Annotated in this window: 24 protein-coding genes and 1 tRNA gene; 10 read left to right on the forward strand and 15 right to left on the reverse strand. The window is 34.7% G+C overall.

From position 1 onward, the window contains the following. Window positions 1–4: 4 nt before the first annotated feature. Window positions 5–571: a dCTP deaminase gene (gene dcd / locus AACL18_RS07640; RefSeq protein ID WP_339050372.1), complete on the reverse strand. Its 567-nt coding sequence runs from the start codon at window positions 569–571 to the stop codon at window positions 5–7. A 130-nt stretch (window positions 572–701) separates the two neighbouring features. Further along, window positions 702–1,520 (reverse strand): iron-sulfur cluster carrier protein ApbC, encoded by an 819-nt coding sequence (apbC, locus tag AACL18_RS07645; RefSeq protein ID WP_339050373.1) that lies wholly within the window; start codon window positions 1,518–1,520, stop codon window positions 702–704. 81 nt (window positions 1,521–1,601) lie between these two features. Here apbC and metG point away from each other — a divergent pair, with 81 nt between their 5' ends. Continuing rightward, window positions 1,602–3,263 (forward strand): methionine--tRNA ligase, encoded by a 1,662-nt coding sequence (gene metG, locus AACL18_RS07650; protein WP_339050375.1) that lies wholly within the window; start codon window positions 1,602–1,604, stop codon window positions 3,261–3,263. A gap of 27 nt (window positions 3,264–3,290) precedes the next feature. Continuing rightward, complete coding sequence (locus AACL18_RS07655; RefSeq protein ID WP_339050377.1) at window positions 3,291–3,935, forward strand: RnfABCDGE type electron transport complex subunit B; 645 nt, start codon at window positions 3,291–3,293, stop codon at window positions 3,933–3,935. Window positions 3,936–3,942: 7 nt separating this feature from the next. On the opposite strand, the gene AACL18_RS07660 is transcribed toward AACL18_RS07655, so the two are convergent. Further along, entirely contained in the window at window positions 3,943–4,551 is a 609-nt protein-coding gene (locus AACL18_RS07660) for a carbonic anhydrase (RefSeq protein WP_422395885.1), read from the reverse strand. A 364-nt stretch (window positions 4,552–4,915) separates the two neighbouring features. Next, window positions 4,916–4,991: transfer RNA gene (locus tag AACL18_RS07665), tRNA-Glu, on the reverse strand. A 136-nt stretch (window positions 4,992–5,127) separates the two neighbouring features. Between AACL18_RS07665 and AACL18_RS07670 the strand changes: the two genes are divergently transcribed. Continuing rightward, a complete protein-coding gene (locus tag AACL18_RS07670; RefSeq protein ID WP_339050381.1) occupies window positions 5,128–5,790 on the forward strand; it encodes a class I SAM-dependent methyltransferase in 663 nt (220 codons plus the stop codon). 20 nt (window positions 5,791–5,810) lie between these two features. Here the strand turns inward: AACL18_RS07670 and parE are convergent, their stop codons facing one another. Next, complete coding sequence (gene parE / locus AACL18_RS07675) at window positions 5,811–7,715, reverse strand: DNA topoisomerase IV subunit B (protein ID WP_339050383.1); 1,905 nt, start codon at window positions 7,713–7,715, stop codon at window positions 5,811–5,813. A 10-nt stretch (window positions 7,716–7,725) separates the two neighbouring features. Continuing rightward, window positions 7,726–8,349: an NUDIX domain-containing protein gene (locus AACL18_RS07680; RefSeq protein WP_339050385.1), complete on the reverse strand. Its 624-nt coding sequence runs from the start codon at window positions 8,347–8,349 to the stop codon at window positions 7,726–7,728. A 168-nt stretch (window positions 8,350–8,517) separates the two neighbouring features. Between AACL18_RS07680 and AACL18_RS07685 the strand changes: the two genes are divergently transcribed. Further along, entirely contained in the window at window positions 8,518–9,807 is a 1,290-nt protein-coding gene (locus AACL18_RS07685; RefSeq protein WP_339050387.1) for a TolC family outer membrane protein, read from the forward strand. Here AACL18_RS07685 and AACL18_RS07690 read toward each other — a convergent pair. The 5 genes from AACL18_RS07690 to AACL18_RS07710 form a co-directional block, all read right to left on the reverse strand. Continuing rightward, a complete protein-coding gene (locus AACL18_RS07690) occupies window positions 9,804–11,924 on the reverse strand; it encodes a hypothetical protein (protein WP_339050389.1) in 2,121 nt (706 codons plus the stop codon). The genes AACL18_RS07685 and AACL18_RS07690 overlap by 4 nt on opposite strands. A 144-nt stretch (window positions 11,925–12,068) precedes the next feature. Further along, a complete protein-coding gene (gene coaE, locus AACL18_RS07695; protein ID WP_339050391.1) occupies window positions 12,069–12,755 on the reverse strand; it encodes a dephospho-CoA kinase in 687 nt (228 codons plus the stop codon). Window positions 12,756–12,764: 9 nt separating this feature from the next. After that, window positions 12,765–13,262 (reverse strand): protein-export chaperone SecB, encoded by a 498-nt coding sequence (gene secB, locus AACL18_RS07700; protein ID WP_339050393.1) that lies wholly within the window; start codon window positions 13,260–13,262, stop codon window positions 12,765–12,767. Between the two features lie 3 nt (window positions 13,263–13,265). Beyond that, entirely contained in the window at window positions 13,266–13,523 is a 258-nt protein-coding gene (gene grxC / locus AACL18_RS07705) for a glutaredoxin 3 (protein ID WP_339050394.1), read from the reverse strand. 28 nt (window positions 13,524–13,551) lie between these two features. Further along, a complete protein-coding gene (locus tag AACL18_RS07710; protein WP_339050395.1) occupies window positions 13,552–13,977 on the reverse strand; it encodes a rhodanese-like domain-containing protein in 426 nt (141 codons plus the stop codon). Between the two features lie 107 nt (window positions 13,978–14,084). Between AACL18_RS07710 and pmbA the strand changes: the two genes are divergently transcribed. Next, complete coding sequence (gene pmbA, locus AACL18_RS07715) at window positions 14,085–15,467, forward strand: metalloprotease PmbA (protein ID WP_339050396.1); 1,383 nt, start codon at window positions 14,085–14,087, stop codon at window positions 15,465–15,467. 131 nt (window positions 15,468–15,598) lie between these two features. Here the strand turns inward: pmbA and AACL18_RS07720 are convergent, their stop codons facing one another. From AACL18_RS07720 to AACL18_RS07730, 3 genes are all read right to left on the reverse strand, one after another. Further along, a complete protein-coding gene (locus tag AACL18_RS07720; protein ID WP_339050398.1) occupies window positions 15,599–16,519 on the reverse strand; it encodes an N-acetylmuramoyl-L-alanine amidase-like domain-containing protein in 921 nt (306 codons plus the stop codon). Further along, window positions 16,516–16,728: an HPr family phosphocarrier protein gene (locus tag AACL18_RS07725; RefSeq protein WP_245756787.1), complete on the reverse strand. Its 213-nt coding sequence runs from the start codon at window positions 16,726–16,728 to the stop codon at window positions 16,516–16,518. Before AACL18_RS07725 ends, AACL18_RS07720 begins: the two co-directional genes overlap by 4 nt. 77 nt (window positions 16,729–16,805) lie before the next feature. Then, window positions 16,806–17,231 carry an iron-sulfur cluster assembly accessory protein gene (locus AACL18_RS07730; RefSeq protein WP_339050403.1) on the reverse strand — a complete coding sequence of 142 codons (426 nt, stop codon included), beginning with the start codon at window positions 17,229–17,231 and terminating at the stop codon, window positions 16,806–16,808. A 369-nt stretch (window positions 17,232–17,600) separates the two neighbouring features. Between AACL18_RS07730 and AACL18_RS07735 the strand changes: the two genes are divergently transcribed. Continuing rightward, window positions 17,601–18,812 carry an amino acid permease gene (locus AACL18_RS07735; RefSeq protein ID WP_339050405.1) on the forward strand — a complete coding sequence of 404 codons (1,212 nt, stop codon included), beginning with the start codon at window positions 17,601–17,603 and terminating at the stop codon, window positions 18,810–18,812. A 278-nt stretch (window positions 18,813–19,090) separates the two neighbouring features. Beyond that, window positions 19,091–19,261 (forward strand): hypothetical protein, encoded by a 171-nt coding sequence (locus tag AACL18_RS07740; RefSeq protein ID WP_339050407.1) that lies wholly within the window; start codon window positions 19,091–19,093, stop codon window positions 19,259–19,261. Window positions 19,262–19,375: 114 nt separating this feature from the next. Here the strand turns inward: AACL18_RS07740 and AACL18_RS07745 are convergent, their stop codons facing one another. Next, window positions 19,376–19,783 (reverse strand): response regulator, encoded by a 408-nt coding sequence (locus AACL18_RS07745; RefSeq protein ID WP_339050408.1) that lies wholly within the window; start codon window positions 19,781–19,783, stop codon window positions 19,376–19,378. A gap of 264 nt (window positions 19,784–20,047) precedes the next feature. Between AACL18_RS07745 and AACL18_RS07750 the strand changes: the two genes are divergently transcribed. Genes AACL18_RS07750 through AACL18_RS07760 form a run of 3 tightly spaced genes read left to right on the forward strand, consistent with a single transcriptional unit; the run spans window position 20,048 to window position 22,136 of the window. Next, the gene (locus AACL18_RS07750; RefSeq protein ID WP_339050409.1) at window positions 20,048–20,725 is read left to right on the forward strand and encodes a helix-turn-helix transcriptional regulator; all 678 of its coding nucleotides are present in this window, start codon (window positions 20,048–20,050) and stop codon (window positions 20,723–20,725) included. Between the two features lie 22 nt (window positions 20,726–20,747). Continuing rightward, a complete protein-coding gene (locus tag AACL18_RS07755; protein ID WP_339050410.1) occupies window positions 20,748–21,377 on the forward strand; it encodes a queuosine precursor transporter in 630 nt (209 codons plus the stop codon). Window positions 21,378–21,404: 27 nt separating this feature from the next. Beyond that, on the forward strand, window positions 21,405–22,136 hold the full coding sequence (locus AACL18_RS07760) for a cupin domain-containing protein (RefSeq protein WP_339050411.1): 732 nt from the start codon (window positions 21,405–21,407) through the stop codon (window positions 22,134–22,136). Window positions 22,137–22,140: the final 4 nt, after the last annotated feature.

Below are 22,140 nucleotides of genomic sequence, written 5' to 3' on the forward strand. Positions count from 1 at the left end.
ATTTTTAAGTCACGGGCAAGGTCACTCCTCTCTGACCTTGATACTTACCTTGACGATCCCGATAAGAAACTTGGCAAACCTCATCAGATTCCAAAAATAACATCTGTGCCACACCTTCATTAGCATATATTTTAGCAGGTAAAGGCGTCGTATTGGAAAACTCCAAGGTAACTTGACCTTCCCACTCGGGTTCTAATGGAGTGACATTCACAATAATTCCACAACGTGCATAAGTTGATTTACCGACACAAATGGTAAGAATATTTCGTGGAATCCGAAAATATTCAACCGTATGCGCTAAAGCAAATGAATTCGGAGGAATAATACACACATCATTTTTTATATCGACAAAACTTCCCTTAGAAAAACTTTTAGGATCAACAATAGCAGAATTGATATTCGTAAAAACACGAAACTCATTAGCACAACGTACATCATATCCATAGCTAGAAACGCCATAAGAAATGATCCGCCCAGTCGCCGTTTGACGCACCTGTTTCGATTCAAACGGAGCTATCATATTGTAATCTTTTGCCATGCGGCAAATCCATGCATCAGATTTAATGGACATAATTTTTTCCTCAAATACTCTTTGCATTTGAATTTATTTCTACTGTAGCTCCATTCGCAATCATGATGGCTATCATATTATATTGCTTAAGGACGCTGCACTTGCACAAAACTCAATTGTTGTGAGTATACTATTTTTTCTCTATGACAATTTTCGGAAACCGATAAGCTGCCTTTGATTGACTTAGCTGTTCAACTATTCTATTGGCTATTTCTCGATAGACATCAGCAATTGCACTGTGTGGTTCTGCAATAAAAATAGGTCTGCCCGAATCGGCTTGTTTACGAATCCGGCTGTCTAACGGTAAAACACCTAATAAATTAATATTGTACTCTTTGGCAATTCGTTCCCCACCACCATCACCAAAAATAGGTTCCTCATGACCACATTGCCTACAAACATGCATACACATATTCTCAACTACACCCAATAAAGGCACTTTAACTTTATTAAACATTCCTATCGCTTTACGTACATCCAACAAAGCAATATCTTGAGGAGTCGTTATAATCACTGCTCCGGCGAGAGGGATTTTTTGTGTGAGGGTCAATTGGATATCGCCAGTACCCGGCGGTAAATCGACGATTAAATAATCCAAATTATCCCAATGTGTATCATTTAACAATTGCTGTAAAGCACCTGTTGCCATCGGTCCGCGCCATATCATAGGCGTATTAACATCAATTAAATAACCTATAGACATAGATTGTAAGCCATAAGCATATACAGGCTCTAAGGTTTTACCATCTTTGCTAGTTGGCTTCTCACTGACACCTAACATCTGAGGTTGATTAGGGCCATAGATATCTGCATCTAAGATTCCAACTTTAACACTTTTTTTCTCTGCGAGTGCCAATGCTAGATTTACAGCAGTTGTTGATTTGCCAACACCCCCTTTTCCGGAGGCAACTGCAATTATATATTTGACTCGATCAGTAAGTTTTAACATAGGGGTATTTCAAATTATAACTTGACGCCACTCCTCGCAAAAAGGCAGAATCTATGAATCAATAATACGCAAAAGTTAAGTATGCAGCAAACACCTCGTAAATTATTAGTTACTATCGCACTACCTTATGCTAATGGCTCCCTACATATCGGCCATTTGTTAGAACATATTCAAGGGGATATTTGGGTACGTTTTCAAAAAATGTTAGAGCGCGATTGTATTTTCATCTCTGGTGAAGATGCGCATGGGACTCCCGTGATGTTAGCAGCTCAACATCGCGGAATCAGCCCTGATACATTAGTAACTCAAATTGCCGAAGAACATCAACGTGATCTTTCTGAGTTTTATATTGATTTTGATAAGTTTTACACAACTCATTCACCAGAAACTGAAGAGTTAATAACACTTATTTATCAAAGAATGAAAAATAAAGGAGATGTGTACAGCAAAACCATCCAACAAGCTTATGATCCTAAAGCACAAATGTTTTTACCGGATCGTTATGTGAAAGGTATCTGTCCTTGTTGCAAAACTCCAGGTCAATATGGTGATAATTGTGAAGTATGCAGTTCTACCTATTCGCCTTTGGACCTTATTGATCCTAAATCGACAATTACAGGTGCTACGCCAGTAGCAAAAACCTCAGAACATTATTTTTTTCAACTTTCTAATTACACCAAATTCTTGCATAACTGGATAACACATGGCCATCATCTTGCCGAAGAAATAAGCAATAAGCTTTTAGAATGGTTTAAAGAAGGTTTGCATGATCTAGATATTTCACGTGATGCACCTTATTTTGGTTTTAAAATTCCGGGAACGGAGAATAAATTTTTTTATGTATGGATCGATGCACCTATCGGTTATATGGCAGCCTTTAAAAATCTTTGCTTGCACCGAAAGGATTTAAATTTTGATGAATATTGGTCCCCTGCCACTAATACCGAGTTGTATCATTTTATTGGTAAGGATATCATTAATTTTCATGCTATCTTTTGGCCAGCTATTTTAAAAAGTGCAGATTTTCGTACACCAACAGCAATTTTTGCCCATGGTTATGTGACTGTTAATGGTCAAAAAATGTCAAAATCCCGCGGAACCTACATTTCCGCACGGCACTATCTTAATCATTTGGATCCCGAATATTTACGTTATTATTTTGCTTCCAAACTAAGTCACAAAACAGAAGATATTGATTTTAATTGGCATGATTTTATCCAAAAAATTAATTCGGATTTAATCGGTAAGCTAGTCAATATTGCCAGTCGTTGTGCGAGTTTTATTAATAAAAAATTTGCTAATAAACTATCAGCAAATTTATTAATGCCTAATCTAACTCTAGAGTTTATCAATAAAGGTGATGAAATTGCAGCTTATTATGAAAGCCGAGATTACAACCGAGCAATGAAAAGCATTATGGAATTAGCGGATCAAGCTAATCAAATGATTGATGCTGAGAAACCTTGGCTCTTGATTAAAAATTCTGATTCAATTCAACGAGCTCATGAGGTATGCAGCTTAGGTTTAAATCTTTTTAGAATTTTAATGATTTATTTAAAACCGGTATTACCTATCACAGCGGGGAAAACAGAAAAATTTCTAAATATTCCTGCAATGACTTGGGGTCAAAGACAAAATACCTTATTGGATCATACTATTAATACTTTTGAGCCACTATTACAGCGTATCCCTGAAGAAATTATCCAGAATATGCAGAAAACAGATTCTATCGCTAGCAATTAAGCTAGTTATTGTTTATCTTATCTAAAAATGAAATCGAAAAAAACATCTATTTTAGCAAGAGATTTTACACCTCTGGTTATCGAGATCGATGCTTTACTTCCACAGACGCAATGTGGCCAGTGTAGTTATTCTGGTTGCCTCCCTTATGCTCAAGCTATTGCAGAAGATAAAGCAGAAATAAATCGTTGCCCACCGGGAGGTATAAAAACGCTGCAAAGTTTAGCAAAATTGTTAGAAAAAAATTCTGAACCATTTATTGAAGAAATGCAAAAACAGATAACCCCACCCATGATAGCGTCTATACGCGAGTCTGAATGTATTGGGTGTACGAAATGCATCCAAGCATGTCCTGTCGACGCTATTCTTGGCGCTGCCAAGCAATTACATGTTGTATTAACGCAAGAATGCACTGGTTGTAGACTTTGTCTTTCACCTTGCCCGGTTGACTGTATTGATATGTTGTTGTTAAATCGGCCTAACTATAATCCTCAACAAGCACGAGAACGTTATTATACAAAAAAACAACGTCTTGAATTCACACAAGATCACCCTAGTCTAATTAAAGATAAAACTCAACCACAAAACGAACAAAATGCTTATATTCAAGCTGCAATTAGACGAGTGAAAGAAAAAAAACAACGCTTACAATCGACACACAAAGCTCGCGAATAACATTCAACTAAACATCTAGTGCTTGATAAATATTGTAGTTTTCTGAATAAGTGAAGATTTGACCGGTTTTAATATCAAAAAACCAACGATGGATAGTTAATGCTTGAGTTTCTGTTTTCTCTTTTATCCAAGGAAATGTCATACAGTTTTCATAAGAACGATTTAAAGCTAATTTTGCATATTCATCTGGATTTTTTATCTGATTCCCAGGTATTTTTATTGAAGAAACCCATTTAGTAATAAAATCGTTTTGTGATAAATTTTGGCTATTTAGTAAAGCATCTATTCCTCCGCATTGACTATGGCCTAATAAAATAAGATGCTTAATATTCAACAAACAAATTCCAAATTCTAAGGCGGCGCTTGTTCCATGCAAAGCTTCATCCTTTTGGTAAGGCGGCACTATATTCGCAACATTGCGCACCACAAATAAATCGCCCGGGTTACATTGTAGTATTAATGCTGGGTCGACACGTGAATCACAACATGAAATAACCATTATTTGCGGTTTTTGACCCGTGTCGGATAAGTATCGCATTACAGCATTATCACCAACAGCATATTTTTTTCTAAATACACCGTACCCATGCAATATTTTACTAAAAATATGACCCATGTTTTTCTCCATCAATACTTACTTTAAATAAATATTTATTTGAGACTAGTTTATTATTATAAAAAAGAGCCAAAAATTACCTTTGAATAGTTAAAATCGTTAACACTAAACTAGATACTTCAATCCTTAAAAGATATTAACCTTAACCATCTTTAATGATTCTCTTTAGTGATATTACGACAAAAATATATCAAATAAAAGCCAATAAAAACATACAATTGTTTAAAATGGAGTAAATATATTTCTAGATATCAACGACGAGTATTTTCGAAATACTTTAAATTTTTATGAATTTATTTAAGATAAGCATCTGAAAGTTCTAGATAAAATTCAGCAACACAAATGACGAGTTTCTTTAAAGAAATGGCGTCCCCAAGGGGAGTCGAACCCCTGTTACCGCCGTGAAAGGGCGGTGTCCTAGGCCTCTAGACGATGGGGACCTACGGTTTTAAAGTCCGCTATTTTGGCTGCGCTGGGCTAGAATGTCAATGTCTAAAATAACTACATGAAAGCGTTTTTTACAAAATCTATTTTTAAGCTGTATATTAAGCTTAATTATTTTTAACGGGATAGCTCATGACGAACCAAACCATAAACCTTAGCGATATACTCTATCAATATATGTTATCCATTTCCTTGCATGAGCCTGCCATTTTAAAGTCGTTAAGAGAAACAACGCTTAAATTATCTTCCCACGGCATGCAAATCTCACCTGAACAGGGACAATTGATGGCACTTCTGGTTGAGTTAATTGGTGCTAAAAAAACTTTAGAGATAGGGGTCTACACGGGTTATAGCTCTTTAGTAGTCGCTTTAGCTCTACCTGAAATGGGAAAAGTTATTGCGTGTGATATCAATACTGAAACAAGCGCTATAGCGCAAAATTTTTGGAAAAAAGCAGGCGTAGCACATAAAATCGATCTGAAATTAGCGCCGGCATTAGAAACTCTCGATAGCTTGATTAAGCAAGACCAATCGAATACTTTCGATTTTATCTTTATTGACGCAGACAAACAAAATTACTTAAATTATTATGAACGTTCATTAACATTACTACGAACAAGTGGTCTAATGCTAGTCGATAATGTCCTTTGGAGTGGTCGCGTCGCTGATACACAAGTCCATGACAAACAAACTCTAGCTATTCGTGCATTTAACCAAGCTATTTATCAAGATAAGCGTATTAGTATGAGTTTAATACCCATAGGTGATGGACTTACTTTATTAAGAAAACGTTAGTTTTTTGTTTAAATAATAGTTTATAGGGTTGCGATATCACCTTTTTGTTCTAACCATATTTTTCGATCGCCCGATCGTTTTTTTGCTAATAACATATCCATCAAAGAAAACGTTTTTTGTTCATTATCCATGGTAAGTTGAACTAGCCTTCGTGTATCGGGAGCCATGGTTGTTTCGCGCAATTGCATGGGATTCATTTCACCTAAGCCTTTAAATCGCTGTATGCTGACTTTTCCTTTTTTATTTTCTGCACTTAATCTATCCAAAATACCTTGCTTTTCTTCATCATCCAACGCATAAAAAACTTCTTTGCCGATATCTATACGATAGAGTGGTGGCATAGCAATATAAATATGTCCCGCTTCAATTAAGGATCGGAAATGTTTTAAAAATAAACCGCATAGCAACGTAGCAATATGTAAACCATCAGAATCCGCATCTGCTAGCACACAAATTTTACCGTAACGTAAACCTGATAAATCGCCAGACCCAGGGTCAACACCCAGAGCTACAGCAATATCATGAATTTCTTGTGAACCTAATACTTGATTACTCGCTACTTCCCAAGAATTTAAAATTTTTCCTCGTAATGGCATAATCGCTTGAAACTCTCTATCTCGAGCTTGTTTTGCGGAACCACCCGCTGAATCGCCTTCAACTAAAAATAACTCTGTGCGACTTAAGTCTGTTTGCGTACAATCGGCTAACTTCCCTGGCAATACTGCTCCACTTAAAATCTTCTTACGTGCGATTTGCTTACTGACTCGTAAACGTTTTTGTGCATTAGCTATCATTAGCTCTGCTAAATTTTCTGCCTCAGCAACATGCTGATTGAGCCATAAACTAAAAGCATCTTTTATTACACCAGAAACAAATGCTGCAGATTGGCGTGATGTAAGTCTTTCTTTCGTTTGACCGGAAAACTGAGGTTCCAATAATTTTACAGATAATACATAGTGGCATCCTTCCCATACATCTTCAGGTGCTAATTTTAATCCCCGGGGCAATAAATCACGTAATTCGCAAAACTCCCTCATCGCTTCTAGTAAACCGGTTCGTAAACCATTGACATGTGTTCCTCCTTGAATAGTTGGAATTAAATTAACATAACTTTCCATCAATCCTTCACCACTTTCTAAAAGCCAACATAATGCCCAATCAACTTCTTCAGTCTCAGCAACAAAGTGACCATTAAAAGGTTCTATAGGTAAACGCTCATATTGACTTAAACTATCCTTTAAATAACTAACCACGCCATCCTCATAAAACCATTCATCTTTTTTATTAGTTTGTTTATCAGTAAAACTAACGTTTAAGCCTGGGCAAAGGACAGCTTTAGCTCGTAAGCTATGTTTTAAGCGACTAACTGAAAATTTTTCGTTATCAAAATAGTGTTTATCCGGCCAAAACCGGAGAGAGGTTCCTGATACTGCATCGTCAGCTTTACCTAATTTTTTTAGATTAGATTTTTTATTACCCTGTTCAAATTGAATTTGATATATAAATCCATCGCGCTTAATAGTGACTTCTAAATGACGCGATAAAGCATTAACTACGGATACACCGACCCCATGTAAACCACCTGAATAGCGATAATTTTTATGATTAAATTTACCACCTGCATGAAGCCTGGTCAGAATAAGTTCTACGCCTGTCACTTTTTCTTCAGGATGGATATCAACAGGCATACCACGACCGTCATCACTGACTTCTAAAGAATTATCCGCATATAACACCACATCAATATGTCGTGCATAACCAGCCATCGCTTCATCAACACTATTATCAATTACTTCTTGTGCCAAATGATTAGGCCGAGAGGTGTCGGTATACATACCAGGTCGTCGCTTTACCGGGTCGAGGCCGCTTAAGACTTCGATTGCTTCAGCCGTATATTTTTTTGAAGAAGAAGATTTAGATTTCATAAAATAATACTTACTCGCTTTTTTTCAAAAATACATCTCTCACAATTTGCTCATTATGTTGTAACCATTGTAAAGCAATAATAGTTGAACCATTATTAATTTTTCCTTGATTAAGCAAACTATAAGCGGTTTTTACTTTTAAAACATGCAATCTAATATCTTCACCTTCCTCAGGCACCCCATGAATTCCTTGTGCTAATTTGGCATTAACTTGTCCACAGAAAAGATAAATACGTTCTGAGCTTCCTCCTGGACTCACCCAATATTGGCAAATGGGAAATAAATTCGTTATTTCTAGACCACTTTCTTCCTGTGTTTCTCGTCGTGCTGCTTGTTCTACACTTTCATCTTTATCAATGACACCGGCTACTATTTCGATTAACCAAGGGCTTTTGGTTTTATTAGCAATTCCTGCTCGGAATTGTTCGATTAAAACCAGTTGATCATTATGCGCATCAAACAATAGAACCCCCACTGCCTCACCTCTTTCAAAGACTTCCCGTAGTCGTGGCTGACTCCACTCCCCATTATATAGACGAAATTGGACTTTCAATTGTTTTATCTGAAAATGTCCTTGATAAACTATTTGCTGTTGCAAAATTTTGACATCTGAACGGTCGAAATGGGAATTCATAGGACTATATCTCAATTATGAAATCTGGCATAATAAAAAGCATTTACCTAGAAAAAACTAAGTTTTTGTTCTTTTAGTATAAAAAAAATAATGACACTACTCGACCTTTTTATCCATAAATCGACTAGACAGCTATCCTTATGCTCTAAGTTAGTACTAGGTATTTATATGCTTTTTGCATCCTTCACGCCTATTTTTGCTGCTGATTTACTCGATATTTATAAAGCAGCTTTAAATAGTGATCCCATCTATCAGGCTGCGGTATCCACCCGATTATCCCAACGCGAAGCGATACCTCAGAGTGTAGCTGTACTTTTACCTAATATCTCTGCCCAAGCGAATGTTTCAAATAATTATCAAAACATTAGTCAGCTTCCTTCTAGCGGGCAACCGAATGGATTAAGCAACTTCCAGTCTCAGGGATATAATATTTCCTTTAGACAACCTCTAATTAATATCAATGATTGGTTAGCAGTTAAGCAAGCTAATAATACCGGGAAACAAGCTGATCTAACATTAGCAGCAGCTGCACAAGATTTGATTATTCGCGTAGCGACTGCTTATTTTAATGTTTTATCCGCTCAAGACACGCTTCGATTCGCTAAAGCAGAAAAAAACGCTGATCGTACACAATTGAATCAAGCTCAGAAACGCGTCCAAGTAGGTTTAGATGCCTTGACCAGTGTTTACGAAGCAAAAGCAGCGTACGATAAATCACTCGCTACAGAAATAAGTGCAGAAAATACTTTACGCAATAATCAAGAGGCATTGCGCCAATTAACCGGACAGACTTATTCCTCCATAAAAGCCTTTACAAAAAACATAGTTTTGCAAAGCCCGCAACCCAACAATATCGAACAATGGATTGATGCAGCCACCCAGAATAATTTGAAGCTAATGGCTGCGCGCTATGGTGTAGAAGTCGCTCGACAGAAAATAAAGATACAAGCTGCTGGACATCTCCCTAGCTTAAGCTTAATAGGTAATTATGGAAAAACCGATACTTTTAATAATGTTCCTAATTCACTTAATACTAATGGCGGAACTTTAGGCTTAGAATTAGATGTTCCACTCTTTGCCGGCGGTGCAGTCTCTTCTAAAACCCGTCAAGCTCAATATGATTTTCAAACGGTTAGTGCTAATTTAGATAATACTTATCGACTACTGATGGTTAATACCCGACAAAAATATAATGATGTTCTTGCCGATATCAGCAAAATCAAAGCTGAGCAGCAAGCCATCAAATCAGCTCAACTTTCGTTAGATAGTACCGAAGAGAGCTATAAAGCAGGATCACGAACTGTCGTTGATATCTTGATTGCACAACAAAATCTCTATGATGCAAAACGTACTGCGGCTAATGATCAGTATAATTATCTGTTAGATACACTTTCACTAAAACAAGCCGCAGGTAGCCTAAAGCCCGATGATTTGATGCAAATTAATCAGTTGCTTTAACCAGCGGTTCTCACTAAACAAAATGCATCTTTAACACCTTGGAGCGTCCTTGTTTCTTCAGAATTAAAAAAGCTACTCCTGTGCTTGTTCAAAATATTACTAAAAGAATCCTGCTTTTTTGCTTCTGAACCATTAACATTATGTCCATTAATTAAAGGTTTAGATTCTTCTGATTTTTTTGCTTTTCCTGCTGGATATTGAGATAAAACTTTATCTATGTCTTTTCCATTTTTTAATTCATTAACAACATGTTTTAATCCTTCTTCTGAAGACAACTCTATTATACAATTTTGTTTTTCAACTGTTGGAGTATCAATCTTTTTAGAATTTAAGCGAGTGTAATAAGAATTTAATTTCCATTGCACACGCACATTTTCTCGCCATTCTGCGGATAATTCCTTTGGTGCATCTGTTTGTTCTGGTGTGTCATGATCGTGAGAATGTATATCGAAGTTTTCCTTAATTGATTCAAAAAAAGTCAAATGATTTTCGGATTTTTTAAAAGTCCAATGCCAAATAGCACTCGGCAATAGTAAAGGGAAAAATACTATATTCAACAAAGGCAGTTCAAACGTTTGCGCTATAGCATCTAAAAAACCAACTTCATTACCACATTTTTTAACAAACCAATATAAAAACCCAACTGTTGTAAGTACAGGTGAAAGAAGAATTTGCAAAGGGAGTTGTAATAGATTTCCATGATCGTGACCGTCATCTTCTTCATGATCATGTTGTGCATGATTATGACCCTCTTCTGTGGTTAAAAAACTCAGATCCTGTAGACCTTCTGCTACAGCACAAACCCCTGCTACTAAAGGAGGAGGCACATTCATAAAACGATCCGTAGTTAAGCCGATACTAATCAAATGGCCTATAAAAACCAATGATTGTAAAGGTGAAATAATAAGCTTAGCTAGGATACGAAAAGGATTAAAGAATTGTCCCCAGCTTTCTTTTTCCTTCAAGTTATTTAATTTAGTTTCAATGTTGGTACAAAAATTTTTAATTGCCTTAATAGGATGTTTTATTATGTCAAATATCGCTTGAAATATACCTTTACAATTATCAATGGTTTGTACAGTGGTACTAAATCCATAGATTAAATCGGTCGCAAAATTGATAGGTATTAAAATAGTACTCGCACAGTAAGCAACAAAAATTGGCAACTTAGGCGCCAATAATTTTATCCCCTTCTGCATAACTATCCAACAAGTGCCGCCAGAAGCCGCCGTTGCAAATACTGTTAAGCTAGTAATACCCATTACCACTATCGATAAAGCCAATAAGCGCAATAAATAAGCACCTATCGATTCTTCCGTACTTCGCTTAAATAGTTTGAGTGTTTTACTACAAGCTTTAACAATAGCATCATTTTTTACAATATCGGTAATCGCATAATAAAGTAAAAACGTTGCTCCTATAGCAGCAAATATGGCAACTGGCCATACTATGGCTGATAGGGCTGTTACAGATAATGATAACGCTAAACCAACGGTTATTGCTTCTTGTACAGCAAAAGCGGTCACAAATCCGGATACAATTCCTACTAAAATACTAATTAGCCAGAAAAAACGTAGAAACCATACACTGCGTTTTGCCGAATTCAGTTCTATTAAACTAGCCTCTTTCATTGCTTGGCTGACATAGGAATCTTCAATATCAGAATCATTTGGTTTATTCATTTGTTGATACAAATAATCTTTTAGTTCTTCTAATCTTTGTTTAGCTTCTTTTACATCTTCTTCGTTGGCAGAGGGATTATTTTTTAATGCTTTATATTTTTTTCTTTGGTTACAATAATCTTGTAAAAATCTACATTGACTATTTACCCAACTCTCATCTTTCATGCTCAAAAGTTTATTTAACTCTGAAAAAAGCAGATGTTTCTCTCCATTAGGACTAAGCAGTTTTAACCTTGCTAAGCCTTTAAAAATGCTAGTTCCAAAAACTTTTCCTTCAATCACTCCTGAAAGAAAAAAAGCTAATGTAGCCGGGATAATATAGGGATAAATAATCCATAAGCCGGAAAAACTTAAAAATCCAACCGACAATATCGTGCCCATTGTCAAAGATGTTGCAACTACGTAACGTAATACTTTGGTTTTTTTTAAACGCATATCAACCTCTCGTCTCACAATAATGAATATTTAAAAGATCTCACTATTTGCAAATATAAGCAAAATTGAGACTATCTAGGAAATCCATTAGCTATTTTAATCTCACTAAATTAAATAAAACTTAAATGATATTAAGAATCATTCCTATTTGAAGGCGAGATAATAACCAAGAAAGGTTGAATCATCAAGAGAATTTTTTGTATCGGGCAATAATGACAAATATTTCTCATGCAATGCGATGGTTGAGCTATATAAATTTTGTAAGCTGGAATCATTATGAATAATATCGTCTGTTCGTTTAATACTTTCTGTAGTTGATATTTGTGCAGCTAAAATGGCATTAATTTGGTTTTTTTTTAAGAGATCACGTTCGTGTGCGCGTTGAACTTGCAACTCTCGGGAGGCGGTGACCAATAAAATACGATTTAATTTAATATAATCTTTGGTAGAGGGTTTTTGCTTGCGTAATATAGAAGTCCTTTCTTCTAACAATAATGGTATTACTAGTAAACTATATATGCCTGTAGCTTTTTTTAAGGCTATTTGTATTGCTCGATATATTAATGGATGTAATAAGCATTCTAACCATTCTCGATCTTTAAGATGAGCAAAAATAATTGCTCGTAGTTTATCTCGATCGATAGTCGCATTTTTTTTTAATATGCTAGCGCCAAAACGGGCAATTAATTGATCACGGATTTCAGAAGAATTATCAATAAGCTCCCGACCAATTTGGTCAGCATCGATAATACTTACTCCCAATTCAGCAAAGTAACGAGCAACCGTAGACTTGCCACTTGCAATTCCACCCGTTAACGCTATAGTGAACACGCTGGAAAATTAATGCGTAATAATAGAATCCGAAGAATTTTCTTTTTTCCCACTACCGCTCTCATCTTCCTGTGCTTGCATTTGCTGGGCATACAACGCTTCAAAATTAACAGGGGCTAAGTAGAGCGGTGGGAAACCCGCACGGCCAACCAAATCTGATACAGCTTCTCTGGCATAAGGGAATAAAATAGTGGGACAAGTTATACTCATTACTTGATGGTTTTGCTCTTCAGTGAATCCTTTTAGCGTAAAAAGACCTGCTTGTTTTACCTCAACCAAAAATAAGGTTTTATCTTTTGACTTCGCCGTCACAGTGATTTGTAAGACGACCTCATGATTATCGGCACCGTTATCGCTTGTATTCATTGTAAACTGCAAATTTAATTCCGGTTGCCACTCTTCTTGAAAAGCTTGAGGGGAATGAGGAGTTTCTAATGACAAATCTTTAACATAAACACGCTGAATAATAAATTCAGGCTGTTGCGCAGGCTTGTTTGGTTGATTCATAAATTACTCGTCTTTTAGTAAGGTGTCTAATTCGCCAGAGGTAGCTAATTTTGATAAATCATCAAACCCTCCGATAGATTTATTATTAATAAATATTTGTGGCACTGAACGTCGATTACTTAATTTCATCATTTCAGCTAGTTTAGCAGCATCTTTATCAACTTGAATTTCTTCGTACTTAACTCCTTTTTTGTTCAGTAATTCTTTAGCATCTGCACAATAGGGACAACCTGGAGTGGTATATATCACTACTTTTTGCATAAACACCTCTTTATAATAACTCGAAGATTTAGCTTTTAATAATAGGCAAAGCGGCGTTTTGCCAGCTCATAATTCCACCTTTAAGGTGGAAACATTTTGCAAACCCTGCGTTTTTTAATAGTCTACCAATTTTATGGTGTGATTGCCCCTGACTATAGTTAATGATAATAGGCCTTTCTCGATATGAGTCAAGTTCACTTAGTCTAGCTTTGAGCTCAGAAAAAGGTATATTAATAGACTCAGCAATATGTCCTTTTTTAAAACTGAGCGTATCACGAACATCTAAAAAAATCGCGTCTTCTCGGTTAACCTTAAAAATAGCTTCTTGGACACTAAGAGGCAACGTACCCGTAAGCTTAGCATGTAATTCAAAAGTCAGTAATAAAATTAAAATTACAAAAAAAACTAGCCATAGCTCCCAATGTTGTAAACTAAATTCAATGAACTGCTGCATTTTCTTTAACCTTTATGATATTTATCTTATCTTAGATACGCTAGTCTAGCGAAATTTAATACCCATCGCTATACTCTCTTACATTTTAATATCGAGAAATTGGTTTTATGACTACCCAAATAGAAAATCAGCATCCATTAGGGTTAATAAATAAGCAAGTAGATTATAAAAATTTGTTAACTGAATTGATGAACATGGCAAAAAAACAAGGAGTTACTCAAACTGAAGCTAGCATTAGCCATGATACCGGCTTTTCAGTCACTGTTCGCAACCAAGAAGTTGAAACAATTGAACATAATCGGAATAAAAGTTTAGGAATAAATGTTTATTTTGGTCGCAAAAAAGGTTCTGCAAGTACCTCAGATTTTAGCTCTCAAGCCATAAAAAGCACTTTTGAAGCGGCTTGTCATATAGCACATTTTACTACTGAAGATCCTTTTAATGGCCTAGCTGAATCTCAATTTTTAGAAAAAACACCCTCTGATTTAGACCTTTGTCATCCTTGGTCAATCGATCCACAAAATGCTATTGCATTAGGTAAAGAATGTGAAGCAAATGCGCTCGCTATAGACAATAGATTAACATTTTCAGAAGGAGTCAGCTTAGCTACACAGGAAGCTATTTATGTTTATGCAAACAGTAATGGGTTTCTAGCGGGATATCCTAGCTCGTTGCATAACATTTCTTGTAATCTAATAGCAAAAGATAAAATGGGTATGCAACGGGATGGTAGCTTCACAATAAATCGCAATCCAGATCAACTCCAATCAATTGAAAAATTAGCCAAAGAAGCTGCTGATAATACCGTTAAACGCCTAAGTGCAAGACGTATTTCAACCTGCCAAGTCCCTGTGATTTATCATTCAGAAATCGCCCCCGGCTTGATTAGAACTTTTCTTGAGGCAATTTCGGGTGGAACACTTTATCGCAACGCCTCTTTCTTAGTCGACCATATTGGAAAATCCGTTTTTGCTAAAAGAATCTCTATTTATGAAAAACCTCATTTGCTGAGTGCTTTAGGAAGTGCTCCTTTTGATGATGAAGGAGTCCGTACTAGCGATCGTGTTTTAATTGATGAAGGTATTTTATGCGGATATTTATTAAATAGTTATTCAGCCAGAAAGCTAGGCCTGCAAACAACAGGAAATGCGGGTGGGTTTCATAATATTTTGCTAAAAACGAGTCTATTTAAGCTTAATGATCTAGTGAAACAAATGGAGAAAGGTTTATTAATCACGGAAGTTATGGGACAAGGTATTAATTTAGTAACTGGCGATTACTCTCGTGGTGCAGCTGGTTTTTGGGTTGAAAATGGAGAGATTCTATTTCCCGTGGAAGAAATTACTATTGCTGGTAACTTAAAAGATATGTATCAAAATATTGTGGCCATAGGCAATGATATTAATCATAAGAGCGCTATTCAAACTGGCTCAATCTTATTAGAAAATATGATGATCGCAGGCACGCAAAACTATCAAATAGAGAAATAAATTATTTATCTATCAGCAATTGAATTTTTAGCAAGGGCGCCGCGAGAATGAAGTAACCGGAATATATTCAACATACATGGAGGATTGCGAATTGAGCGCAACACAGCAAAAAATTCAAATGCAAACCCTATCTAAGTTGATTCTGTGATACGCCATACGCTTATACCATCCAAAGTACCGAGTGATAAATAGGTTTTTAAATAATCTTGAAAAAAAACATCTAACACTTTTCCTGCTTTTGATGAAGCCATACGGCAATAAAGCTGACCATTATTCCAAATAGCAAAGCTCATATGCAATACATTCATAGAAGTTCCCATTCGGGAACTTAAATAAGAATCATGACCGACAAAAAAGATTAAACTGCCACTAGGAATTCTTTGCCTCAATTCCGAATTTTTTAATAAATCAAAGACCGGAATATAAGAAATGCTTACATTTTTACTCCCATATAAGTCCGCACCTTCTTTTTTTAATTGCGATAATCGCGTTTCTTTTTGTTGGAGACTTAGATAAGGAATCTGAATTCTATCGGTAGTTAAATGGTGATACCAATTTCGCAAATTTATTTGAGTTCTGCTAACATTAGTTTTTCGACCGGCAATTAAATAACTCAACTCGCGAATATATCCATTACTTTTATTGTTGGGAATCCAATCAGCACTGGGAAAATGATTACGTTGAGTAAAACTCACATTACCTTGTTTATAACGAATTTGATTGATTTTGTTTTTAAAGTCTGGAAGATTCCTGCTTAGTGCTAGAGCCATGACCGTATCAACATAGGTTTCACAATCAAAATAATCAAATCGATATAAGGGATTTTGATCGTATTTGCCATTATTCCCTTCACCCAGCGCTCCTTCTAAATAAGGGGTATTTAATAATGCGGCGCTTTGAATTTCAATTCGTCGCTGAATTGGATAATTTTGATTTAATGAAATTAATTGATTGACGATTTTATCATTAGCCTGCGTATCGGCAAAACTTAAAGGAATAAACAAAAAATAAAGTACAATAAGATTACCAAGAAGTCGGCAGCACCTTATCACCCCTCTTCACCGAACCTATCAGTAACTAATTTTTCAAGCACCGTCAAGGCTGCAGCTTCATCTTCTCCCTGAACGATGACTTCAACTGGACTACCTTGTCGTGCTGTAAGCCCCATCACTTCTAAAATACTCTTTCCATCTACTTGTTTACCATTACATTTGAGCGTAATTTGGCTAATAAAACATCTTGCGATTTTGACCCACTTCATAGAAGCACGTGCATGTAATCCCAATTTGTTATTTATCGTAATAATTTTACATATCATATAATGAGGAAACTAATCCTCTAATTTTCCTCTATACTAAAACTTTCGCCACATCCGCAGGCAGCCGTTTGATTTGGGTTAATGAATTTCAGCGTGCCATTAAGTCCATTTTGTACATAATCGATGCAAACTCCCTTTAAGATAGGGAAACTCAATCGATCAACAAAAACAGCTAAATCATTATCAATAGAAAATTTTAAATCTTCAGAATGGAAGCTATCTACATAATCCACTACATACGCAAAACCTGAGCAGCCAGAACGCTTAATGCTCAAGCGAAAACATTTCCCCCGTACATGTTTGGCCAGGATCTTTTTAATATGTTTAATCGCGGAAGGAGTTAAATAAAGCTGACCCTCCTTACTTTTATTTTGAGCAGGGTCGTAGATAGGAACATTAACTTGTGTCATAAGTCCCATATTACCACTTAATAAGTTAGGTAACAAAGTAGTACTCTTAGTACTTATTCCACTAGGGTAATATATCTAAATTTTGTAGTTATTTTACTTACAAAAACAAGCGAAAATGGATTTTTTTTACCCCATAATTCTCAAAAACTTGGCTTTCATAAATCTTCAATAAATGAAATATATAGACTTATATTGGTAAGTACAAAAAGAGGCTTTCAATACTAGCTTTCCAAACTGTAAATCCGTTCGATGCAACTCCCAACCATAACTTATAATTAGTTATTAAAAATTAATGCTTGCATCAGCATAATCCTAACTTTTTACTTGTGTCATAAAAGTGTTTGTTGTACGGTTAACTTAGATATTAAAATATATTCATTTTGCATTTTTTTATAACTCTCTCATATGTTTAACAAATTTGATACTAAACTTCTTGGGGGTATTTTACTCATAGTTGGAACAGCAATAGGGGGCGGAATGCTAGCATTACCTATTGCGACGGCCGAAGCTGGATTTACAAATTCTTTGATTCTTCTGTTGCTATGCTGGTTCATTATGACCGCCAGCGCTTTTTTGGTCCTTGAAGTTAATTTATGGCTTCCTCCCAATACTAATATTATTTCCATGTCGAGAATTTTATTAGGTCGTTGGGGTGAATCTATTGCCTGGATAAGTTATCTATTATTATTTTATTCCGTAATTGCAGCCTATATGGCGGGTGGTGGAGATTTTCTAAGTGGGTTATTGCTTAATTTAGGTTTTAAAATACCCAACTGGTTATCCATATTCCTATTCACTGCTATTTTAAGTTACGTGGTTTATCAAGGCATACATTATGTCGATTATGTGAATCGTGGTTTGATGTTTAGTAAATTTAGCATTTATATTTTACTTATTTTATTTATTATTCCCTCTATTTCTAGCACTAAGTTAAAAGATGGAAACTTGTTTTACTTAACAAGCGGAGCAACAGTAATGATAACCTCATTTACTTTTGCGAACATCATACCAAGCTTACGCACTTATTTTAAAGATGATATTCCTAAATTGCGAAAAGCTATTTTAATAGGTAGCTTAATTCCTTTATTTTGTTATTTATTTTGGGATCTATGTATCATGGGAGTACTCCCTCGTGAAGGAAATTATGGGCTAATTAACATGTTACATTCCAAACACTCAACCAGTGAGTTTGTTATGCAATTAAGTAACACATTAAATAGTCCATTAATCACATTTATGACCAGAATTTTTACTTCTATTTGCTTAGCTACCTCTTTTCTAGCCAGCGGATTGAGTTTATCTGATTTTTTAGCTGATGGTCTACGCACTACCAAGCGAGGAAGAGGTGGAGTTATTGTTTATTTAGCTACTTTTTTACCACCTATGACAGTAGTATTACTTTATCCGGGTGCTTTTATAGGGGCATTAAGTTATGCTGGAATTTATTGTGCAATACTTTTTGTTTTGCTTCCATCTCTAATGGCCTGGCGTGGACGCTATAGAAAAAATTCTTTAGCAAAAGGATTTAGAGTTAAAGGAGGAAGACCATTATTACTAGGCCTTGGTATTGCAGGCGTTTTATTTATAAGTAATGGAGTCCAAATAGCTTTTACCTAAGACTTAGATTACAAATATATAGGATATTTGCTATAGGTATTGAATTGCATCTTTCTTATCCAACCACTTACAACCCTTTCATCTCGGCCCGCTACCCCTTTTCCAAGTAAAAGTCCAATATTAATAGGGAATCAATTAATAGGAATTTTGAAATTATATTTTGTTTACAAAAAAATATAACGATTTTTTAAAAGTTTTTAAATTCGTTATAGCAACAAAATAACTTAATTTTTCCTAAAGTTAATTAAGAAATTTTAACAATTGAACGGGGGACAAATATGATAATAGATGGTGTTTTAGTCGGAGTTGTATTAGCAGGACTAGAATTAGGTGTAGCTTGGATATTGGCCTGTGTAATTAATCATGAGCCATCATCTGAAAAAAAGGAGGAAAAAGAACCTCCTTTAACTTTTTCAGCAAATTTCGCTAATCTAGCTAATTTAAAATAAAATTTTAAGTTTATCGCTCTGCTTATGTATTCAAGATTTTAAGCAAAAAAATCTATAAAGAATCAAAAAACCTCTGGAAATGTTTTAAAAGTTTTCAGGGGTTTTTCATTTAAGTTAAATCATTTCATTATTGACCGGTTTCTGATTTAAAATATTTTCTAGCATAATATATAAATCTTTGTATGGGATAGGTTTCGTTGAAAAATTATCTATTTCGGCTTCTTGGCACCATTTTTTTAAATTATTAGCAGGATATGCACTTAATAATATTATCGGCATTCGGTTCGCTTTATTATTTTTTTCCAGTATACGAATTCTCTTTCCAACTTCAACTCCTTGCATATCAGGCAGACCGGCATCAAGAATTATAAGGTTATAAGTGCAATTCAGACACTTATCTAAGGTTTGCTGTCCATTTATGGCAATATCAACTTGATAGCCCATTTTTCTTAAAAAAATACTATGTACGCGTTGTATAATAAGCTGATCTTCAACTAATAAAATTCTTTTTTTTATCCACATATATTTCTCTCCTTTTTTAAAATTCTAAACACAATTTTTTATAATTTATGATAGTCCATTTATGGACTATTTTGCAACAATATAAAACGTGTTGAGCAAATAAAAAAATTTGATTTAAAATTATAATGCTGGCATAATTTTCTGGTTTTAAAAAAATAATTTAGCAAGGATCTTGTTTAATTTATTTTCTCCGCATTGTTTTTAATAACGATAATGTTCGAGCATAATAAATTGTAAAAGTGACTTTGCAGAGGTCTATTACAATTGTCTTTTAAACACACACTCAATAATACTTTAGAATATCTAATAAAAAAGTGGGGGATAAATATCAATCAACTCCACAAACACACTGGTATTCCTCTCTCAACATTAAAACGCTTAAGGTTAAATAAAGAAAATAATCCTACGCTAGCATCCTTGGCTCCCATCGCAAACTATTTTTCTATATCACTTGACCAATTAACTGGAAGAGAAGCTCTACCTAAAAAAAATAATAAACAAATCGATAGCTTGACTATTCCTCTGATACACTGGAGAGATATTCTTAATATTCCTAAAACTCGAAACCATCTAGCTTTTTCGTCATTATTAATAAGAGATATGCCATTAAATGAAAATAGTTTTGCTTTAGTAATTAGCAATAATAATACAAATAATTTCTTAGCTGGATCCTTGTTAGTCATTGATCCTAGTTTAAAAGGGCGCAATCGAGATTTTATAATAGTATATAAAAAAGGAGAAACTAAACCGCAGCTGATGCAAAAAATTATTTATGAAAATAAAAGTTATCTTAAAAATTTGAATATTGAATCCGAAATTATTAAATTTTCAGATCTTTACAAAATTATAGGCGTAGTTATACAAATAAGAATGAATTATAAAAAAAGTAGATCTTATGTTAATTTCGAGGATAAAAAAAGCCACAGCACCAAAAAATATTAATCAATATATCCTTATTTTAGGGATGATAAACATTACAATTAGTTTAGCTGCTGATGTCGTAGCATATAAATTAGTATTTCTTGGTCCTGCATTAGTGCCTGGCGCACCACTTATTTTTCCTTTAACGTATATTATTGGAGATATAGTGGCAGAAGTTTATGGTTATAATGCTGCTAAACAAATAATATGGATTACATTAGCATGTGAATTATTTTTTTCGATTGCAATTAAATTGATTATTCATTTACCTTCTCCAAATTTTTGGCATGATCAACCGTCTTATAATCAAGTAGTCGATCCTATATTAAGATTTGTATTAGCTGGAATCTTAGCTGTCATAAGTAGCAGTTTTATTAATATCTATATAATTTCAAAATGGAAAATATTAATGAAAGGTAGACATTTTTGGCTGCGCAGCCTAGGATCATCGGCTATAGGTGGATTTATTTTGGTTTTAATCACTATATTATTTGGATTTAGTGGCCATATACAATTTTCACAGTTGGGATATATGATTTTATCGGTCTACTCTATTGAAATATTATACTCATTGTTAGGTGTATGGCCTGCTTCGCTAATTACCGGTTTCCTGAAAATGGAAGAGCAACTCGATGTGTATGATACTGAAACTGACTTTAATCCATTTAGATAATATCAAATTAGTAATAGGAAATAAAAAATGTTAAGAACAGAATTTTCAAATACAGTGGAAAAAATAATTAACCCGAAAACTGAAGAAGAAAAAAAGCGGCTTGAAAGAATTGCAAAATATATAAATCTATTAAGTGAAGATGAAGAAATAACTGCGGACATATTAGAAGAAAAATGGGATTTAAAAAAACTGAATACCGTAACTAATGAGGACGGTTATTTTAAAGAATTTGTTAAAATTACTGATGAAGAGGGAACTGTTACTGAAACAGAAATATTTTACCTTCTAAAAGGAAAACAGGTATCTTGTTTACATGCTTTGGAAACTACTGAAACTTGGACTTGGCTTGGCGGTGAAGAAATTTCTTTATTTATTTCTACAAGTCAAGGATTAAAAGAAATTATTTTAAATGAAAATAATTCAACCTACAGTATAGAGAGAGGCATATTATTTGGGGCTAAAATTAATAACCAAAAACATGATAATGACTTTGGGTTGGTTACCTGTTTATGCAAACCTGGTTTTCTCCCAGAACATTATAAAAATCCATCTCCAGAAGAAATTAACAATCTTTGTATAACTTATCCTAATCATGAAGAAGTTATTAGAGCGCTTGCTCCTGAATCAAAAAATAACAAAAACCCTATCCAATCGTTAATTCAATTTTTTACTTGCTGTATAGGTGTAAGAAAAATTGAAGACATCGAAGAACAATCATCTTTAATTGATACAACACAAAATAATACAAATACAATTTGATTTG

It is taken from the genome of Rickettsiella endosymbiont of Xylota segnis (genome assembly GCF_964019545.1).
GTDB lineage: Bacteria > Pseudomonadota > Gammaproteobacteria > Diplorickettsiales > Diplorickettsiaceae > Aquirickettsiella.

Excerpts from the sequence above, each read along its gene's own strand:
- dcd (WP_339050372.1), bottom strand. The coding sequence starts at position 571 with ATGTCCATTAAATCTGATGCATGGATTTGCCGCATGGCAAAAGATTAC.
- apbC (WP_339050373.1), bottom strand. The coding sequence starts at position 1,520 with ATGTTAAAACTTACTGATCGAGTCAAATATATAATTGCAGTTGCCTCC.
- metG (WP_339050375.1), top strand. The coding sequence starts at position 1,602 with ATGCAGCAAACACCTCGTAAATTATTAGTTACTATCGCACTACCTTAT.
- AACL18_RS07655 (WP_339050377.1), top strand. The coding sequence starts at position 3,291 with ATGAAATCGAAAAAAACATCTATTTTAGCAAGAGATTTTACACCTCTG.
- AACL18_RS07660 (WP_422395885.1), bottom strand. The coding sequence starts at position 4,551 with ATGGGTCATATTTTTAGTAAAATATTGCATGGGTACGGTGTATTTAGA.
- AACL18_RS07670 (WP_339050381.1), top strand. The coding sequence starts at position 5,128 with ATGACGAACCAAACCATAAACCTTAGCGATATACTCTATCAATATATG.
- parE (WP_339050383.1), bottom strand. The coding sequence starts at position 7,715 with ATGAAATCTAAATCTTCTTCTTCAAAAAAATATACGGCTGAAGCAATC.
- AACL18_RS07680 (WP_339050385.1), bottom strand. The coding sequence starts at position 8,349 with ATGAATTCCCATTTCGACCGTTCAGATGTCAAAATTTTGCAACAGCAA.
- AACL18_RS07685 (WP_339050387.1), top strand. The coding sequence starts at position 8,518 with ATGCTTTTTGCATCCTTCACGCCTATTTTTGCTGCTGATTTACTCGAT.
- AACL18_RS07690 (WP_339050389.1), bottom strand. The coding sequence starts at position 11,924 with ATGCGTTTAAAAAAAACCAAAGTATTACGTTACGTAGTTGCAACATCT.
- secB (WP_339050393.1), bottom strand. The coding sequence starts at position 13,262 with ATGAATCAACCAAACAAGCCTGCGCAACAGCCTGAATTTATTATTCAG.
- grxC (WP_339050394.1), bottom strand. The coding sequence starts at position 13,523 with ATGCAAAAAGTAGTGATATATACCACTCCAGGTTGTCCCTATTGTGCA.
- AACL18_RS07710 (WP_339050395.1), bottom strand. The coding sequence starts at position 13,977 with ATGCAGCAGTTCATTGAATTTAGTTTACAACATTGGGAGCTATGGCTA.
- pmbA (WP_339050396.1), top strand. The coding sequence starts at position 14,085 with ATGACTACCCAAATAGAAAATCAGCATCCATTAGGGTTAATAAATAAG.
- AACL18_RS07725 (WP_245756787.1), bottom strand. The coding sequence starts at position 16,728 with ATGAAGTGGGTCAAAATCGCAAGATGTTTTATTAGCCAAATTACGCTC.
- AACL18_RS07735 (WP_339050405.1), top strand. The coding sequence starts at position 17,601 with ATGTTTAACAAATTTGATACTAAACTTCTTGGGGGTATTTTACTCATA.
- AACL18_RS07740 (WP_339050407.1), top strand. The coding sequence starts at position 19,091 with ATGATAATAGATGGTGTTTTAGTCGGAGTTGTATTAGCAGGACTAGAA.
- AACL18_RS07745 (WP_339050408.1), bottom strand. The coding sequence starts at position 19,783 with ATGTGGATAAAAAAAAGAATTTTATTAGTTGAAGATCAGCTTATTATA.
- AACL18_RS07755 (WP_339050410.1), top strand. The coding sequence starts at position 20,748 with ATGATAAACATTACAATTAGTTTAGCTGCTGATGTCGTAGCATATAAA.
- AACL18_RS07760 (WP_339050411.1), top strand. The coding sequence starts at position 21,405 with ATGTTAAGAACAGAATTTTCAAATACAGTGGAAAAAATAATTAACCCG.